Source organism: Mesorhizobium sp. 10J20-29 (assembly GCF_054130485.1).
The window spans coordinates 1,702,986-1,719,058 of the sequence record NZ_CP199156.1; the positions used below are offsets into that span (position 1 = coordinate 1,702,986).

16 protein-coding genes are annotated in these 16,073 nt (G+C 64.2%); 11 read left to right on the forward strand and 5 right to left on the reverse strand.

Annotation, left to right across the window (positions count from 1 at the left end; all coding sequences use genetic code 11):
- The first annotated feature begins 7 nt into the window (after positions 1-7).
- Together ACT2BZ_RS08140 and ACT2BZ_RS08145 are read left to right on the forward strand one after the other, a co-directional pair.
- Positions 8-790: an SDR family NAD(P)-dependent oxidoreductase gene (locus tag ACT2BZ_RS08140; RefSeq protein ID WP_457940378.1), complete on the forward strand. Its 783-nt coding sequence runs from the start codon at positions 8-10 to the stop codon at positions 788-790.
- Positions 791-804: 14 nt separating this feature from the next.
- Positions 805-1,839: an L-idonate 5-dehydrogenase gene (locus ACT2BZ_RS08145; protein WP_457940379.1), complete on the forward strand. Its 1,035-nt coding sequence runs from the start codon at positions 805-807 to the stop codon at positions 1,837-1,839.
- A 548-nt stretch (positions 1,840-2,387) separates the two neighbouring features.
- Here ACT2BZ_RS08145 and ACT2BZ_RS08150 read toward each other — a convergent pair.
- Entirely contained in the window at positions 2,388-3,281 is an 894-nt protein-coding gene (locus ACT2BZ_RS08150; RefSeq protein ID WP_457940380.1) for a LysR family transcriptional regulator, read from the reverse strand.
- Between the two features lie 88 nt (positions 3,282-3,369).
- On the opposite strand from ACT2BZ_RS08150, the gene ACT2BZ_RS08155 reads away from it, so the two are divergent.
- The 4 genes from ACT2BZ_RS08155 to ACT2BZ_RS08170 are packed head-to-tail and all read left to right on the forward strand — an operon-like array spanning position 3,370 to position 7,279.
- A complete protein-coding gene (locus tag ACT2BZ_RS08155; RefSeq protein WP_457940381.1) occupies positions 3,370-4,515 on the forward strand; it encodes a mandelate racemase/muconate lactonizing enzyme family protein in 1,146 nt (381 codons plus the stop codon).
- Between the two features lie 17 nt (positions 4,516-4,532).
- Entirely contained in the window at positions 4,533-5,501 is a 969-nt protein-coding gene (locus ACT2BZ_RS08160) for a DctP family TRAP transporter solute-binding subunit (protein ID WP_457940382.1), read from the forward strand.
- Positions 5,498-6,004, forward strand: coding sequence for a TRAP transporter small permease (locus tag ACT2BZ_RS08165; RefSeq protein WP_457940383.1), 507 nt, complete (start codon positions 5,498-5,500; stop codon positions 6,002-6,004). The genes ACT2BZ_RS08160 and ACT2BZ_RS08165 overlap by 4 nt, the downstream gene beginning before the upstream one ends.
- A 12-nt stretch (positions 6,005-6,016) precedes the next feature.
- On the forward strand, positions 6,017-7,279 hold the full coding sequence (locus tag ACT2BZ_RS08170) for a TRAP transporter large permease (protein WP_457940384.1): 1,263 nt from the start codon (positions 6,017-6,019) through the stop codon (positions 7,277-7,279).
- Between the two features lie 148 nt (positions 7,280-7,427).
- On the opposite strand, the gene ACT2BZ_RS08175 is transcribed toward ACT2BZ_RS08170, so the two are convergent.
- From ACT2BZ_RS08175 to ACT2BZ_RS08190, 4 genes are all read right to left on the reverse strand, one after another.
- A complete protein-coding gene (locus ACT2BZ_RS08175; RefSeq protein WP_457940385.1) occupies positions 7,428-8,693 on the reverse strand; it encodes an ABC transporter substrate-binding protein in 1,266 nt (421 codons plus the stop codon).
- Positions 8,694-8,779: 86 nt separating this feature from the next.
- On the reverse strand, positions 8,780-9,829 hold the full coding sequence (locus ACT2BZ_RS08180) for an aldo/keto reductase (RefSeq protein WP_457941253.1): 1,050 nt from the start codon (positions 9,827-9,829) through the stop codon (positions 8,780-8,782).
- Between the two features lie 10 nt (positions 9,830-9,839).
- Entirely contained in the window at positions 9,840-10,187 is a 348-nt protein-coding gene (locus ACT2BZ_RS08185) for a TIGR04076 family protein (RefSeq protein ID WP_457940386.1), read from the reverse strand.
- Positions 10,180-10,896 (reverse strand): GntR family transcriptional regulator, encoded by a 717-nt coding sequence (locus ACT2BZ_RS08190; RefSeq protein WP_457940387.1) that lies wholly within the window; start codon positions 10,894-10,896, stop codon positions 10,180-10,182. Before ACT2BZ_RS08190 ends, ACT2BZ_RS08185 begins: the two co-directional genes overlap by 8 nt.
- Before the next feature lie 173 nt (positions 10,897-11,069).
- On the opposite strand from ACT2BZ_RS08190, the gene ACT2BZ_RS08195 reads away from it, so the two are divergent.
- Genes ACT2BZ_RS08195 through ACT2BZ_RS08215 form a run of 5 tightly spaced genes read left to right on the forward strand, consistent with a single transcriptional unit; the run spans position 11,070 to position 16,014 of the window.
- Positions 11,070-11,879 (forward strand): ABC transporter ATP-binding protein, encoded by an 810-nt coding sequence (locus tag ACT2BZ_RS08195; RefSeq protein WP_457940388.1) that lies wholly within the window; start codon positions 11,070-11,072, stop codon positions 11,877-11,879.
- Positions 11,876-12,631, forward strand: a complete 756-nt coding sequence (locus tag ACT2BZ_RS08200) for an ABC transporter ATP-binding protein (protein WP_457940389.1) — start codon at positions 11,876-11,878, stop codon at positions 12,629-12,631. The genes ACT2BZ_RS08195 and ACT2BZ_RS08200 overlap by 4 nt, the downstream gene beginning before the upstream one ends.
- Positions 12,628-13,539 carry a branched-chain amino acid ABC transporter permease gene (locus ACT2BZ_RS08205; RefSeq protein ID WP_457940390.1) on the forward strand — a complete coding sequence of 304 codons (912 nt, stop codon included), beginning with the start codon at positions 12,628-12,630 and terminating at the stop codon, positions 13,537-13,539. Before ACT2BZ_RS08200 ends, ACT2BZ_RS08205 begins: the two co-directional genes overlap by 4 nt.
- Positions 13,536-14,549 (forward strand): branched-chain amino acid ABC transporter permease, encoded by a 1,014-nt coding sequence (locus ACT2BZ_RS08210; protein ID WP_457940391.1) that lies wholly within the window; start codon positions 13,536-13,538, stop codon positions 14,547-14,549. Before ACT2BZ_RS08205 ends, ACT2BZ_RS08210 begins: the two co-directional genes overlap by 4 nt.
- The gene (locus tag ACT2BZ_RS08215; protein ID WP_457940392.1) at positions 14,533-16,014 is read left to right on the forward strand and encodes an aldo/keto reductase; all 1,482 of its coding nucleotides are present in this window, start codon (positions 14,533-14,535) and stop codon (positions 16,012-16,014) included. Before ACT2BZ_RS08210 ends, ACT2BZ_RS08215 begins: the two co-directional genes overlap by 17 nt.
- Positions 16,015-16,073 lie beyond the last annotated feature (59 nt).

Here is a 16,073-nt window from a genome sequence, read left to right on the forward strand (position 1 = left end):
GACAAGCATGGCTGAGAAAGAAAAGAACCGCGTCGCCGTTATTACCGGCGCAGGATCGGGCATTGGGGCCGCGACTGCGGTGCGCTTCGCCAAGGGCGGATATGACGTCGCTGTGAACTACCGGAGCCGCGAGGATGAAGCGCTGGCTGTCGTAGAGGCTTGCAAGGCAAACGGTGTCGACGCGATTGCAGTCCAGGGAGACATTGCTGACGGCAGGGATTGTCCCGCGATCGCGGCAGCAGTGGCCGAGCGGTGGGGCAGGGTCGATGCCTTGGTCAATAGTGCCGGCGTCACCGTCAGTGCCCCGCAGTCTGATCTCGAAGCGCTGGAGACGAAAGACTTCGCAAAGGTGTTCGGAGTCAACGTCGTCGGCAATTATCATATGGTGCGGGCCGTATGGCCTTTGCTGCGCCAGAGCTCGGCGGCCTCAATTGTCAACGTCTCGACGTCCGGATCGCTCACGGGGCTTGGTTCGTCGATTGCGTATGCAGCCTCCAAAGGTGCTTTGAATATCATGACGCTAAGCATGGCGAGGTCGCTGGCGCCGCACGTGCGCGTCAATACCGTCTGCCCCGGTGTGGTAGACACGGGGTGGCGTCTCCAATGGATGTCGACCGAGGAATATGAGGCCTTCCGGACCAAGGAATTGCAGATCGCACCGCTTCAGCGGATCGCGAGCGCAGACGAGATCGCCGAGGCAATTCACTGGCTATCTACCGCGGCGCCTTCGATGACAGGCCAGATCATCACCATCGACAATGGTGTCAATCTGAAGCTCGGCGTTGTTTAAGTGGGGATTGACAAATGCGCGCAGTATTCATCCACGCGGCGAAGGATATTCGTATCGCCGAAATTCCTGAAAGCAGTGTCGGTCCATATGATGTCGCAGTCCGTATAAGGGCGGCAGGCATCTGCGGTTCCGATCTCCACTACTATCTGCATGGTGGTTTCGGGCCGATACGCCTGCAAGAACCGCTGATTCTAGGTCACGAGATGTCCGGCGAGGTTGTCTCGCTCGGCTCGAGCGTATCAAACTTAGCAGTCGGGGCTCGGGTAGCGATCAACCCAAGCCAGCCATGCTATAGGTGCCATTTTTGCCTGCGCGCTGAATACCGTCACTGCAGCGACATGCGTTTTTTTGGCAGCGCGATGCGCTTTCCACACGTGCAAGGCGGTTTTCGCGAGACGCTCATTGTGCCGGCCAGGCAGGCATACCCGATCGATGACGACGTGTCCTTCGAGGAAGCGGCGCTCGGCGAACCCCTCGCTGTGTGCCTCCATGCAGCCCGTCGTGCCCAACTCGGTTTCGGACAGAAGGTGCTGGTCACTGGCTGTGGGCCGATAGGAACACTTTGCATCGCGCTCGCACGTCTTGCCGGCGCCCAGGAAATCGTCGCCACCGACGTCAGCGATTTTCCTCTGGAGCTTGCTCGTCGGATGGGAGCAGATAGGACGATCAACGTCGCAAGCAATCCGGACGGCCTCGCGCCCTACAACGAGAACAAAGGAAAGTTCGACGTGCTGTTCGAGGCGTCCGCAAACGAGAGTGCGATCAAAGCTGGCATCGACGCTGTTCGGCCTGGCGGCGTCGTAGTTCAGCTCGGCTTGGGCGGTAGCATTCCGATACCCATAAATTCACTGGTTGCAAAAGAGATCGAGTTTCGCGGCACCTTCCGTTTCGACCGTGAGTTTGGTGAGGCAGTCGATATGATCAACAGCCGCGTGATAGACATTGCTTCATTGATAACGACGGTGTTGCCATTCACGGAGGCACCGCATGCATTCGAACTCGCTGCCGATCGACGCGCCGCAATGAAGGTCCAACTCTCTTTCGGTTGACCCCGAAGGCTGGCTTAGCCCTGATCAGGTCGGCGATCTTGCCGTCCAGGTTCAGCGGCAGGAACACAGCTACTCGATTAGTCGCTTGCACATGGCCGACTAGCAACTGACGTCGTGCATGTCGGAGAAACAGACCTATAGCACCAGCCAATAGCTGCTACCCTGTTCCGCCTGAAACATTGCCTGTTCCGATAGTTTCTTTCTCTGTTATGTCGGATAAAGTTCCCTGTTTCATCGCATAGGGAATTCGTTCCCAAACCATTGTAAATACGAAACTATTCGACATCTGGATCTTCGCCATGGCGTCAAAATTGCGAAAGTTCCCTGTTCTTCAGGCGATTACAGGGAACTTCGACCAGAGACGGGTTCGCTCTAGACTGGACCCACCACCAATCAGTCTCCTCCACTTCGGTGGATTTTGACGGTTCGAAATTCTACCCTCAATTCATTAGCTTGGCCTGCGGGAACTGCATGGCGTGAACGCGCAGCGGCCCGTGCGGTGCGCTTTGTGACGCGCATCAGCTGCGGGCAGGCGTGATTGTGCAGCTTCAGATCAGGTACTGCATCTGCCCGACGGTCTCGGTGACGCAGTCGACGAAGGCGCGCGCCGCCGGCGTCAGCATGCCGGTGCGGTGAACGAGGAAGATCGCCACCGGCTGCACCGGCGGGAATGTCTCGAGGACGCGCAGGCGCCCGGAAGCGACCTGCTCGTCGATCATCCGGGTCGGCAGGATGCCGGCCCCGGTGCCGGCCTCGATGAGCTTGGCCTGGATCGCAACGCTGGAACAGATGTCGATGGAGGCCGGCTTCAGGCCTTCCGATGCGAACCAGCGGACGACCTGCCTGTAGCCGATCGTGCCGGGCTGGTTGCTGATGATGCGGATCTTCGCGAGATTGTCGGGTGTCACGGGGGTTGGCACGTCGAGCGACGAGGCCACCACCCATCCGGTCGGCTGCAGGCCGAAGTAGACGTAGGTAAAGCCTTCCAGTTCCGTCGGCTCCACGAGGAACGCGAGATCAATGCGGCCGTCCTGCAAGGCAGGTTCCATCGAGGAACTGATCGAGACGGTCAGTTCGGGGTGGAGATCGGGATAGGTGGCGTGAACCCGCTCGAGGATCTGCGGCAGGCAGGCGAGTGCGAACCCTTCCGCAAACCCCACCTTGATCGTGCCGCTGATACCGGGCGATGCATCCGCTCCAAGCGAATCGACGCCCTCGATGATGCCGCGCACCGTGCGCAGGGCTTCGCGGCCCGCCTGCGTCAGCCGCAGGTGCCGTCCGGCCCGTTCGAAGTGACGGCGGGCGGCGTTTCGCTCGAACTCCTTGAGCCTCAGCGACACGGCCGGCTGGGATAGGCCAAGCCGATCCGCGGCCTTCTGCACGGACCCCAGAGTGGCCGTCCAGTAGAACGCCTCGATCTGCTGCAGCGTCATTCGACTCATTAATTTTCCTTATGAGTTGAGCGTCAAACTTCAAATTGGACGTAATCCATCTAATGCAATATCTCGGCTTGGTCACGGGGGGAAGCGTGTGGGCAGCACGATCAAATTCATCGAAGGGTTCGTCGTTTCCTGCGCGCTGCCGGAGCGGGTCGGCAATGCGCGCGTGATGTTCGACAGGCGCAGCGCACTGCTCGTGCGTGTGCATACCGACGATGGTGCCACCGGCTGGGGCGAGAGCTGGGCCTATCCCGAAGCGGTGGCGCAACTGATCCGCACAAGGCTCGGCCCGTCGCTGATCGGCGCCGACGTCACCCTTCCGCTGCCGGCCTTGGCGCCGCTCTTCGGCTTTGCGGCGCAGGATCGCCGTGGTCTTCACCACATGGCCATCAGCGCGCTCGACATGGCGATCTGGGACGCATTCGGACGAACGGCGGGCAAGCCCATACACGCCCTGCTCGGCGGCGCTCACCATGCCGCCCTTCCAGCCTATGCGAGCGGTCCGCTGCTGCGCGAGGGAAACGATCCCTACGCCGGATTGGCAGAGGCGATCGCCGGCTACCGGGACCTGGGTTTTCGCGCCTACAAGCTGCGCGTCGGGCTCGACCGTGATCGCGATCTGGCCGCCCTGCGCACGGCGCGCGACGTGGCGGGAGCCGATGCCATGATCGCGGCAGACATGAACGAGGCGGCCACGGAAAAGGAAGCGCTTGCCCTTGTCGAGGCGGCGGCCGATGTGCACCTCGCCTGGCTCGAAGAGCCTGTCCCGCACGACAACATTCCCGCTTACGTTCGCCTGGCGCAGCGTCTGCCCGTGCCGCTCTCCGGCGGCGAGTCGCTCTACGGCCTTGCCGCCTTTCGCGACGTGCTTGCGCAGGGCGGGCTCGAGATCATCCAGCCGGATCTGGCGCTTTGCGGCGGCTTTGCAGAGGCTCGAAAGATCGCCGCGCTGGCGGAGGCTTTCGGCGTGCCGACGGTGCCGCATGTCTGGGGCACCGGCATCAACTACCTGGCGTCGCTGCAGTTCACGGCAACGCTGCCTGCGCAGCGTCTCGGACGGCACAAGCTGCCGATGCACGAAGTCGACGTCGGGCACAATCCGCTGCGCGAGTGCATGGTCGGCATCGAACTCGATGCCGGTGGCAAGATCGTGGTGCCCGGCGGCCCCGGGCTCGGCGTCGATATCCAGAAATCACAGTTCGAAGAGTTCATCGTCGATCAGTGGACGATTGACTGATAACAAGGGAGGTAAACATGAAAAGACAGATCATTCTATCCGCATTGGCACTTGTGCTTGCACAGGGAATTGCCCACGCCCAGACAGTGCTCAATCTCGGCTTCGTCGGCGGTCCGGCCGCGCCGGAGGCCATCGGCATGTCCCAGTTTGCCGAGGAGATCGCTGAGCGCACTGAGGGACGCTACACGGTCCAGCTCCAGGGCGGCGGCGCACTCGGCGGTGACCGGGACGTCGTCGAAGGCGTCCAGTTCGGCACGATCGAGATGACGGTCGTATCGACGTCGGTCGTCGCCAACTTCGCGCCCGACTTCGCGGTCTTCGACGTGCCTTTCCTGTTTCGCGACTTTGACCACGCGCAGGCCGTCTTCGATGGTCCCGTCGGACAGGAAATCCTTGGAACCCTGCCAGACGCCGGCTTTGTCGGGCTCGCGGCAGGCGGCATCGGCTTCCGGCAGCTGACCAACAATGTCCGCCCCGTCGCTTCAGCCGCCGAGGTGGCGGGCCTCAAGATCCGCACCCAGCAGAACGAGTTGCACCTGCAGGCCTGGGAAGCGCTCGGCGCGCTGCCGACGCCCATGGCGGTGACCGAAGTCTATTCGGCGCTCCAGCAGGGCGTTGTCGACGGGCAGGAAAACCCCATCGGCGCGATCATCAACAACCGCTTCGGCGAAGTGCAGAAGTACATGAGCATAACCAACCACGCCTTCACCCCGGTGGTGCTGCTCATCAATCCCGGCGTCTATGACGCCCTGAGCGATGCCGACAAGCAGATCTTCGGCGAGGCCGCCGTCAAGGCCATGACGCGTACGAAGGAAGAAGTCGCCAAGGTCCAGGATACCGGGCTCGACACCTTGCGCGGCATCGGCGTGGAAATCCTGACCGAGGTCGATGGTCAGAGCTTCCGCGACAAGCTGGATCCGACCTTCAAGGATCTCGCCAAGCGCTTCGGCGAACGCCTCGACGCCATCCGCAGCGTGGGTCAATGATCAAAGGCCTGCGGCCCCTGCTGCGGGAGGGCGAGCGCCAGCTGAACAGGCTGGTGGTCGCCGCCGCAGCGCTCATGCTGCTGGTCGCCTCGACCTCGGCACTGTACCAGGTGTTCAGCCGGTTCGTTCTTCACGTGCCGGCGCACTGGTCGGAGCCGCTGGTCAAGGTTTCGCTGATCTGGATGGTCTATCTCGGGCTGATGGCCGGCGCCCGGACCGGCACGCTGATCGCAGTCGATTTCCTGATGGACAAGTCGTCGGGCCTTGTGCGGTCGGCCATGCGGGCGATGGTCATGGTATCGACGCTGATCATCTTCGGGGTGCTCGTCTACTACGGCTGGCTCGCGGTCTACATGGTGCGCAACCAGACGATCGCCGGGCTGGGCGTTTCCGCCTCCTGGGTATACTCGGCAATTCCGGTCGGGGCCGGCTTCGCCGCCCTGGGAGCGATCGCGCATTTCGTCGACCCACAAACGAAGTCCGACAGCGCCGAAGCGCTCTGACGCGAGGGTCTCATGCTACCTGTCATGATTGCAGCCATGACGCTGCTGATGCTGATCGGCATCCCCGTCGCCGTCGCGATCGGCCTGGCGAGCCTGATCGGCATTGGCGGCTTCACCACGTTGCCGCTGGTCGTGCTGCCGCAGCAGGCCTACGTCGCGCTCGACAAGTTCCCGCTCGCTGCAATCCCGTTCTTCATCCTGGCCGGCAACCTCATGACAGCGGGGGGCATCTCTCGCCGCCTCGTCGAGCTCGTGGAAAGCTGCGTCTACTCGATCCGCGGCGGCATTTTGCTGACCTGCGTCTTTACCGCGCTGATCTTCGGGGCCGTATCGGGGTCCAGCGTCGCGACGACACTAGCCATTGGCGCCGTGCTGATACCCGCGATGGTCAGGCGCGGCTATCCGGTCGGCTTCGCGGCGGCGCTGCAGGCGACCGCTGCCGAACTGTCGGTGCTGATACCGCCGTCCATCCCGATGATCATCTACGGCCTGGCTGCCGACGTGTCCGTCGGCGATCTGTTTCTTGCTGGCACCGGACCCGGCATTCTGGTGGCCGTCGCGCTCAGCGCCTTTGCCCTTTTCTACAGCCGCCGGAAAGGCTTCGTGGAGCTTCGCGACGAGGCACGCCCGCCGTTCCTGCCGGCACTCAAGGGCGCCGGCCTGGCGCTGATGATGCCGGTCATCGTGCTCGGCGGCATCTATGGCGGCGTGTTCACGCCCACGGAAGCCTCGGTGATCGCGGTCGGCTATTCGCTGCTCGTTTCCCTTGTCTATCGCGAGATCGACCTGCGGGGATTCGGGGACGTCATCAAGCGATCCGCAATATCGTCGGCGATCGTCATGTTCATCGTTTCAATGGCCGGGATCTTTTCCTTCGCCCTGACAAGGGCCGGCATTCCCGCCGCCATCGGCGCGTGGATCGTCGAGAGTTTCACGTCCCCGATCAGCTTCCTGATCGCCGTCAACGTCTTTCTGTTCGTGCTGGGGATGTTCATCGAAACCTCCGCGGCGATTGTAGTGCTCGGGCCGATCCTCGCGCCGGTCGCCGTTCACTACGGGATTGACCCGGTTCACTTCGGCATAATCATGATCTTCAATCTTGCCATGGGCATGATTACGCCGCCGCTCGGGGTCAATCTTTTCGCGGCCTGTGCCGTCGCCAACATCGGCATCGAAAAGATGATTCCCTATCTGCTGCCGCTCGTCGGCCTGATTCTGATCTGCCTCGGTTTCGTTACCTTCGTGCCGGCCATATCGCTCTTCCTGATCGGCTGACCAGAGCAGAGCCGGTTCCGGCCCACCGCCTGGCAAATGCGCCGGCGACCGCGCGGCCTGTCCGGGCAACAATTCGCGGAATCGAGGGCCGGTGCAAAAAGGAAAAAGCCGGCCGCTTGCGCGGCCGGCTTCGATGTTCGGGTCCGGATTACTTGGCGAGCTCGGCCTTGATCTTCTCGACCTCGTCAGCGCTCATCTCGCCGACGGTCGTTACCGCGCCGTCCGTGATCCGCCACAGGCGGAACGGGCCGGTGATGTCGCCATACTGGTCGAAGCTGACCGGTCCGATGACACCCTCGTACTTGACCGGCTTGCCTTCCTTGATCAGCGCCAGCGCCTTGGCGAACTCTTCCTTGCCGGCATGGATCGGCTCGCCACCGGCGGCGACGACTTCCGGGATCGCCGCCTTGATCGCGGCGGAGTCGGCCTTGCCGGCCTTGGCGACGGCCAGCGCAACAATGGCGCCGGCGTCATAGGAGCGGTCGGCAGCCGGAGCGTCCGGCTTGATGCCGCCTGAGAAGGCTTCGTAATTGGCGTTGAAGTACTCGGTCGAGGCGGTGGTGCTGGTGCCCGACGACGTGCCATAGGCTTCGGTCAGATACTGCGCGCCGACGGCCTCGACGAATTCGCTGGAGTTCATGCCGTCATTGAGCAGGAACTTCTGCGCGCCGCCGCCCGATACCCAGGCGCGGGCAATCGTTGCGCCATCCACCGGATAGCTGACGAGGTAGAGCGCTTCCGGCTCGCCGGCCATCGCCGCACTGGCCTCCGACGCATAGCTCGCCTGCTTCTCGTTATAGGGCGTGGTCGAGGTGATGACGCCGCCGAGCTTCTCGTAGGCGGAAGCGAACTCGCGCACCATGTTGACGCCGAAGTCGTTGTTGACGTGGATGATGGCGAGCTTCGTCAGGCCCTGGTCGATGGCGTATTTCGCCGCCGCCGTGCCCTGCAGGGCGTCCGAGGTGATGGTGCGGAAGAACACGCCGTTGGTCTTTCCCTCGCGGCCGAGATCGGTCAGCGTCGGCGAGGACGAGGCGGGCGACACCTGCACGACGCCGGCCGGCGCCGTCACGGAGGTCAGGATCGGGATGGAGACCGACGAGATGATGCCACCGATGATCACCGGAACCTTCTTGATGTTGACCAGCTGCGTCGCCTGATCGACGGCAACCGTGCCCTGGCTCTGGCTGTCGCGCGTATCGGCGACAAGGTTGCAGCCATCGACGCCGCCGGCCTCGTTGAAGTCGCGGAACGCCATTTCGACGGATTTCGCGCCGGCCTGGCCATACTGGCCGGCCGGTCCGGTCAGTTCCATGACCATGCCGATGGTGATGTCGCAACCGGCGGCAAAGGATGGCATCGCCGAGGCGCCGAGCGCCGTCAGAACGGTGGTGGCAAGAAGCATATGTCTCATGGCATTCCCCTTTGGTTTCGAACGCTCTCCCGGAGCGCCGTTGGCTTGTTTCCGTGCAGTAACCGGTAGTCCCAATCCGTGGTCGCTCAGGCGGCTCCCTTGTTCAGATTGTATTTCATCACCGAGCCGTGCCGGCCGTGCCGGTCGCGCTCCAGCGTATAGACGTCGCCCTCGATCTCGTTGGCGGTGGCGAGCATTGTGGCGATCTCGGCATGGTCATGGTCAGTCAGCGCGATGCTGGAGACGGCGAGATTCGACGCCAGGTGGTCTCGCGTCCGGGCACCGACGATGACGCCTGCCACTGCGGGCCGCGTCAGCATGGCCGCGCTCGCCACCGTCGCGATGTCAGCGCCGTGCCGGTCGGCGATCTGGCGCAGGGTCCGAAGCAGGGCCTGGAACCGGTCCCAGCCGCCGAAATCGTCAATGATCAGCTTGTATTTGATGAGCGAGCGGTTCTCGAGCGAGTCCGACGGTTCCGGCTGCCCGAGCCAGCGGTCTCCCAAAAAGCCGCCCGCGACGGTGCCGTAGCAGAGCAGCGAGATGCCGTTCGCTTCGGCCGCTGCCGCCATGCGTCTGGACGGTCGGGAATCGAGCAGCGAGTATTGCACCTGCATCGAGGTCAGCGGCACGCCGCCTTCGACCATGGCCAGCATTCTGTCGGTGTCGAAATTGGTGGCGCTGACCTTGTGGATCTTGCCGGCGAGGCGAAGCTCGTTCAGCCATTGCGCCGTTTCCAACCAGCGCGGCGCGTCGTAGTCCCACCAGTGAAGCTGCACCAGATCGAGCCGCTCGATGTTCAGCCGGCGCAGCGACTCGTCGATCCCGCTTTCGACATAGCGCCTTGTGATGCCGGGAAGGATATCGAGATCGGGCACGAACTTGGTGTGCACCTTGATGCGGTCGAGCGCCTCCTGGCCGCGCATGTTGCGATAGTGGAGGCGAAAGCGGCCGATCGTCTCCTCGACGCCGGTATAGATGTCGGCGCAGTCGAAGGTGGTGATGCCCGCATCGGCGAAGGCCACCATGTCGGCGACCGGATCGTCGCTTTTCACCGCGCCGTGGCCGCTGGCCAGTTGCCAGCCGCCGCGGATCACCCGCGAGATCTCGTAGTCGGGCGCCAGGCGAATGCGCTGCATGTCGGGTGTTTCAGTCATCGAGTGGCACCGCTGTGGTTTCGGCATGGCTGAACTTGCGCAATCCGAGCCGCGTGATGCGCAGCCGCGATCCGCAATGCGGGTCGGGGCAGGCAATTTCCGCGTCGGTCGTCATCCAGTCGTTCTTGTGGCTCGGCCGCTGCTTGGCCGCCAGCAGCGGCAGCACCGAGGCCAGCGAATAGATCGAAATGCCCTGGCCGGGCGGCAGATGCAGCATCTCGCCGCGCAGCTCGAAATGGTCGCCGACCTTGGCGCCGCAATAGATCGCCGCGCCTTCCGGCGCCACGACCTCGACGCGCAGGTCGAAGATTTCGAAGCTGTCGTCCTTTTGCTCAGCCATAGGCCTGTGTCTCCCGGTTGGCGATTTCATCTTCGAAGCGCCGCCGCACCAGGTTGAAGGATCGCGTGATGTCGTCGGTCAGCGCCTTGACCGAGGCATCCCTGTCCCCGGCTTCCAGCGCTTCGATCAATCCCCAGTGATGATGGGTCGCGGAAATGTCGCGCTGCTCGTCATGCAGTTGCGCCGCCGCCCGCACATAGGGGCCGGACTGCAGCCACAGGCTCTCGGCAATCGGGATCAGCACCGCCGAGCGCGCCGCTCCATAGACGGCATAGTGGAAGGCGTGATTGAGCTCGGAGGTAAGGTGCGCCTTGTCGGGATCGTCGCTGCGGAACGCCGCCTCGCAGTCAAGCGTCAGCGATCTCAGCGTTTCGAAATTCTCCGGCCCCAGATTGGGTAGCGCGAGCGCCGTCAGTTCGCCTTCGATCAGGCAGCGGGCGCGGGCCAGATCGTCGAGCCGTTCCAGGGTGATGACCGGAACGCGCACGGTTCGGTTTGGCAGCGACTCCAGCGCCTGCTCGGAGACCAGCCGGCCCAGCGCCTCGCGCACCGGCATGGTGCTGGTCTCGAGAGTCGTGGCAAGATCCTGGATGCGCAGCATGGCACCCGCGTCGAACATGCCGTGGATGAGGGAGCGCCTGAGCTCGGCATAGACGCGGTCGTGCAGTGTCTCGCGGCCGACCGGCGAAAGCGCACCACGCGGGCTCATCGCAAGAGCACCGGGTGGGAAGGCCAGAGCCAGAATTGCCGATCGAACATGCGAACCGCCGTTGGTGATCGTGACGCCGAGACAACCGGCACTGGCAAAAAATCTAGTTGCAAACCAGATCGATGTAAAGTTTGATCAAACATCAGGTATCAAAATAATTCGGTGAAGACGGAATGCAGCCAGCCGCCAGCGCCCGCGACAAACCGACGGCCAGTGAGCGCAAGCCACTGCTGCGGGCGCGTGGTCTGGTGAAGGCATTCGGTGGCCTGCTGGCCGTCGACGACATGTCGATTTCTCTCGGGCAGGGCGAGATGCTCGGCCTCATCGGCCCGAACGGCGCCGGCAAGACGACGCTCTTCAATCTCCTGGCCGGAAGCCTGAAGCCGACGGCCGGCAGCATCGACATGGCCGGCCGCGACCTGACGCGCGCCGGACCGGAAAGACGCATCGCCAGCGGCATCGGCCGCACCTTCCAGATCCCTCGGCCTTTCGCCGAGATGACCGTCCTGGAAAACGTGCTGACGGGCGCCCAGAACCAGGCCGGCGAGCGCATCTGGATGAACCTGCTGCGCCCTGGCCGCGTCGCCGCCGAGGAGCGTGCCTCGGTCGAGAGGGCGCGGTCGCTGCTCGATTTCGTGACCCTGTCGCGTCTCGAGGGCGAGCCGGCGCGGGTCCTGTCGGGCGGCCAGCGCAAGCTGCTCGAACTGGCGCGCATCCTGATGGCCGACCCGCAGGTGATCCTGCTCGACGAACCGGCTGCCGGGGTCAATCCGACGCTGCTGGAACTGATCATCGACCGCGTTCTCGACCTGAACCGGCAGGGCAAGTCGATCCTGCTGATCGAGCACAACATGGAGATGGTCTCCCGGCTGTGCAGCCGCGTCGTCGTCATGGCCGGCGGTCGACATCTGACAGAGGGAAAGCCGTCGGACGTTGCGCGCGACAAGGCGGTCATCGACGCCTATCTCGGCGGTGTCGCATGATGGAGGTCGTCAAGCCCGTCGTGCTTTCGACCGAGGGCCTGGTCGCCGGATACGAGCGCGACCTGCCGATCGTGCGCGGTGTCGATTTCGCGGTGCGGGCCGGTGAACTGGTCGTGGTGCTTGGACCGAACGGCGCCGGCAAATCCACCTTCGTGAAAGCCATTGCCGGCCTTGTCCCGGTGCACTCGGGCACGATGGCGCTCGACGGCGCAGACATCACCGCCGTGCCGGCGCACGAAAAGATCCGGCACGGCCTGGCCTTCGTGCCGCAAACCGAAAACATCTTCGCCACCCTGTCGATCAACGACAACCTGCTGCTCGCAGCCGACATCCTTCCCAAGGAAAGGCGCGCCGGTCGCATTGCTGCCCTCTACGACATGTTCCCCGACCTTTCGGCCCATTCGTCGCGCCGTGCCGGCCAGCTGTCCGGCGGCCAGCGCCAGATGCTGGCGGTGGCGCGCGCTTTGATCGTCGAACCGTCCGTGCTGATCCTCGACGAGCCATCGGCCGGCCTGTCGCCGAAGATCGTCGCCGAGGTATTCGCCCGGTTGAAGGAAATCAATGCGCAGGGCGTCACCATCATCCTCGTCGAGCAGAACGTGAAGGCGGCGCTCGCTATCGCCGACCGTGCCGTCATCCTGGTCGAGGGCGCCATTCGCCACGAGGGCACGGCCGAGGGCCTGGCTGACGATCCGCTCGTCGCCGAACTCTATCTCGGCGTCCGCCACGACCGTGCGGAGGCGTCGTCATGAATCCGCAGGCCCTGATGGACGGTCTCATTGCCGGTTCGATGATCGGCCTCGGCGCCATTGGCGTGACGCTGACCTATTCGATCCTGCGCTTTGCCAATTTCGCGCATGGCGAGTTCGTCGCTTGGGGCGCCTATTTCGCGCTTGCCGTAGCCGGTGCGCTGGGCGCGCTCTTCAGCGGTCTTCTGACGCCGATCGGACCTTTCTCCTTCGGCTGGGCCCTGCCGATCGCCGCGCTAATCGCCATTGTGCTGAACGGCGGCCTCGCCCTGCTCGTCGATGCGCTGCTGTTCGGCAGGCTGCGCGACCGGCGCAGTTCTATCATCATCATGGTCATGGCGAGTTTCGGCGCGGCGTTGACCCTGCGCAGCCTGCTCGAGTTCATCTTCACCTCGAAGCCCGCCTATTTCACCACAGCCCTGCAGATCGCCCAGCCGCTCGGCGGCGGCATCCGGGCGACGCCAGACCAGTTGCTGTCGCTCGGCGTCGCGGCGGTTCTTGTCATTGCCGTGCACCTTCTGCTCACCCGCACCTCCATCGGCCGCTCGATGCGCGCCGTCAGCGAGAATGTGCAGCTTGCCGGTGTTGTCGGCATCGAGGTGCGCAAGGTCATCCGTATCGTCTGGCTGCTCGGCGCGGCACTAGCCTGCATCGCCGGCATCAGCGCCGGCCTGCTCGTACAGATCCGCCCGCAAATGGGCCTCGACCTGCTGCTGCCGCTGTTCGCCGCCGCCATCCTCGGCGGCATCGGCTCCGTGCCGGGCGCCATGCTGGCCGGCCTGATCGTCGGGCTTTCCGAGGCCTTTGCTGTCCAGCTCATCGGCGCCGAGTGGCGCGCCGCAATCGCCTTCGTCATTCTGGTGATGGTGTTGTTGCTGCGCCCCCAGGGCCTGTTCGGGAGGCCCGAATGAGCGTCGAACTTATCAGCTACGGCGCCTTCTTCCTGACCATGGCGCTGACCTACGCCATCATCTGTCTCGGCCTCAACGTGCAATGGGGCCAGACCGGCCTTTTCAATGTCGGCATCGCCGGCTTCGTCGCCATCGGCGCCTATGTCTCGGCCCTGCTGACCACGCCCGACACGGCCGGTCGCATCGGCGGCTTCGGCCTGCCGATCGTCGTTGGCTGGATCGGCGGCGCGGTGATCACCAGCATCGTTTCGTTTCTGATCGGCGCACTGACCATCCGCCTGCGCGCCGACTATCTTGCCATCGCGACTTTCGGTGTCGCCGTGGTGGTGCAACTCTGCGCACTGAACCTCGAGGCGCTGACCGGCGGCCCCTTCGGCATCGGTTTCATTCCGCGCCCCTTCGCCGAACTCGCGGCCACGCCGCTGCTGTTCAGCCTCGCCAATTTTGCCGTCGTCGCGCTGCTGGTGATCGCGCTCTACTTCGTGCTCGAGCGGCTTGCGCGCAGCCCGTGGGGTCGCGTCCTGCGCGCCATTCGCGAGGATGAACCGGCCGCGCTCGCACTCGGCAAGAGCGCCGTCGGCTTCAGGCTCCAGGCCTTCGCCATCGGCGGCGGCATCATGGGACTGGCCGGCGCCGTGCAGGCGCATTTCATCGGCTTCATCGCGCCTGACAATTACGTGCCGATGCTGACGTTCCAGGTCTGGGCCATGCTGATTGTCGGCGGCTCGGGCAACAATCGCGGCGCCATCCTCGGCGCGGTTCTGGTCTGGGCGATCTGGGCGGGCTCCGCCGGAGCAGTCGCCTCGATCTTCCCGCCCGGCGAACAGGCGCGCGCCGCCGCCCTTCAGATCGTCATGATCGGCGTTGCGCTTTGTGCCATCCTGCTGCTGCGCCCGCGCGGCATTCTGGGCGAACAGAGCGTCGTGTCACGCCATCTCGGCAAACTGCGCCGTGGCGTCGCGGCTCCGGCTCCAACCGAAGAGAAGACTGAGAATGCCGCAAACACCTGACCGCATCACGCTTGGCGAAAGCCTTTCCATCAGCCGGCTGGTCTGCGGTCTCTGGCAGGTCGCCGACCTCGAGAAGAACGGCACGACGCTCGATCCGGACACCGCCGCCGACGCGCTCCAGGCCTACGCCCGGTCGGGCTTCGACACGTTCGACATGGCCGATCATTACGGCAGCGCCGAGATCATCACCGGCCGCCTGCTGGCGCGCTATCCCGATGCCGGAGCCCGCCCCGCAGCCTTCACCAAATGGTGCCCCGAGCCGGGGCCGATGACGCCAGACATCGTTCGCAAGGGGGTCCAGGAGCGGCTCGACAGGCTCGGCGTCGAAAAGGTCGACCTCCTGCAGTTCCACTGGTGGAGTTTCGAGCACCCGGCCTGGCTCGACGCGCTGCACGAGATGGCCAGTCTGAAGGACGAGGGTCTGATCGGCGCCATCGGCGTCACCAATTTCGATGCCGCGCATCTGCGGGTCGCGCTGACCGACGGCATTCCGGTGGCCACCAACCAGGTCTCCTTCTCGCTGGTCGACCGCCGCGCCGCCTGCGAACTCTCGACGCTTTGCATGGAGAGGGGTGTGCGGCTGATCGCCTATGGCACGCTGTGCGGCGGCTTTCTCTCCGACAAGTGGCTGGGAAAGGCCGAACCCGAAACCATCGCCGACTGGAGCCGCTCGAAATACAAGCGCTTCATCGACGTCGCCGGCGGCTGGGCAGGTTTCCAGGGCATCCTTGCCGCTGCCGCCGATATCGGCAGGAAACACGGTGTTTCGATCTCCAATGTCGCCACGCGGTGGGTGCTCGAGCATGAAGCCGTCGCCGCGGCCATCATCGGCGCACGCATCGGCGAGAGCGAGCACCGTTCCGACAATCTGAAGCTCTTTGGCTTTGAACTCGATGGCGACGACAAGGACCGTCTCGAGGAAGCATTCGCCGCGACAGTCCAGATCCCGGGCGATTGCGGCGACGAGTACCGCAAGCCGCCCTACCTCACGGCCTCGGGCGACCTCAGCCATCATCTCGACGCTCTGCCCTCGATCTACAGCGCCGAACCCGTACCGGGCCGGCCGGGTCAGTTCCGCGTCTCTTCCGGCAGCGTGTGGGAACCCGTTGCCGGCTACAGCCGGGCGGTCAGGGTCAAGGACACGATCCGCGTCTCCGGCACCACGGCAACGCATGGCAATGACCGCTGCGTGGCGCCGGGCGACCCGGCCGCGCAGACTACCTATATTCTGGACAAGATTGCCGCTTCGCTGAGACCGCTCGGCGGCAGCATGGACGACATGGTGCGCACCCGCATCTATCTGCGCGACGCGGCGCAGTGGGAGCCCGTCTCGCGCGCGCATGGCCGGGTCTTCGGCGACATCATGCCTGCCAATACCATGGTCGAGGCCGGTGACCTGATCGGCGACTACGCGGTCGAGATCGAGGCCGAGGCGGTGGTGCCGGATAATGCCCAAGGTCGGTAGCCGGGGCCTGCAATGGCCCGCGCGACCGAATGTCCACAAAAAAGCCCCGCTCTCGCGGG

Excerpts from the sequence above, each read along its gene's own strand:
- ACT2BZ_RS08140 (WP_457940378.1), top strand. The coding sequence starts at position 8 with ATGGCTGAGAAAGAAAAGAACCGCGTCGCCGTTATTACCGGCGCAGGA.
- ACT2BZ_RS08145 (WP_457940379.1), top strand. The coding sequence starts at position 805 with ATGCGCGCAGTATTCATCCACGCGGCGAAGGATATTCGTATCGCCGAA.
- ACT2BZ_RS08150 (WP_457940380.1), bottom strand. The coding sequence starts at position 3,281 with ATGAGTCGAATGACGCTGCAGCAGATCGAGGCGTTCTACTGGACGGCC.
- ACT2BZ_RS08160 (WP_457940382.1), top strand. The coding sequence starts at position 4,533 with ATGAAAAGACAGATCATTCTATCCGCATTGGCACTTGTGCTTGCACAG.
- ACT2BZ_RS08165 (WP_457940383.1), top strand. The coding sequence starts at position 5,498 with ATGATCAAAGGCCTGCGGCCCCTGCTGCGGGAGGGCGAGCGCCAGCTG.
- ACT2BZ_RS08170 (WP_457940384.1), top strand. The coding sequence starts at position 6,017 with ATGCTACCTGTCATGATTGCAGCCATGACGCTGCTGATGCTGATCGGC.
- ACT2BZ_RS08175 (WP_457940385.1), bottom strand. The coding sequence starts at position 8,693 with ATGAGACATATGCTTCTTGCCACCACCGTTCTGACGGCGCTCGGCGCC.
- ACT2BZ_RS08180 (WP_457941253.1), bottom strand. The coding sequence starts at position 9,829 with ATGCAGCGCATTCGCCTGGCGCCCGACTACGAGATCTCGCGGGTGATC.
- ACT2BZ_RS08185 (WP_457940386.1), bottom strand. The coding sequence starts at position 10,187 with ATGGCTGAGCAAAAGGACGACAGCTTCGAAATCTTCGACCTGCGCGTC.
- ACT2BZ_RS08190 (WP_457940387.1), bottom strand. The coding sequence starts at position 10,896 with ATGAGCCCGCGTGGTGCGCTTTCGCCGGTCGGCCGCGAGACACTGCAC.
- ACT2BZ_RS08195 (WP_457940388.1), top strand. The coding sequence starts at position 11,070 with ATGCAGCCAGCCGCCAGCGCCCGCGACAAACCGACGGCCAGTGAGCGC.
- ACT2BZ_RS08200 (WP_457940389.1), top strand. The coding sequence starts at position 11,876 with ATGATGGAGGTCGTCAAGCCCGTCGTGCTTTCGACCGAGGGCCTGGTC.
- ACT2BZ_RS08205 (WP_457940390.1), top strand. The coding sequence starts at position 12,628 with ATGAATCCGCAGGCCCTGATGGACGGTCTCATTGCCGGTTCGATGATC.
- ACT2BZ_RS08210 (WP_457940391.1), top strand. The coding sequence starts at position 13,536 with ATGAGCGTCGAACTTATCAGCTACGGCGCCTTCTTCCTGACCATGGCG.
- ACT2BZ_RS08215 (WP_457940392.1), top strand. The coding sequence starts at position 14,533 with ATGCCGCAAACACCTGACCGCATCACGCTTGGCGAAAGCCTTTCCATC.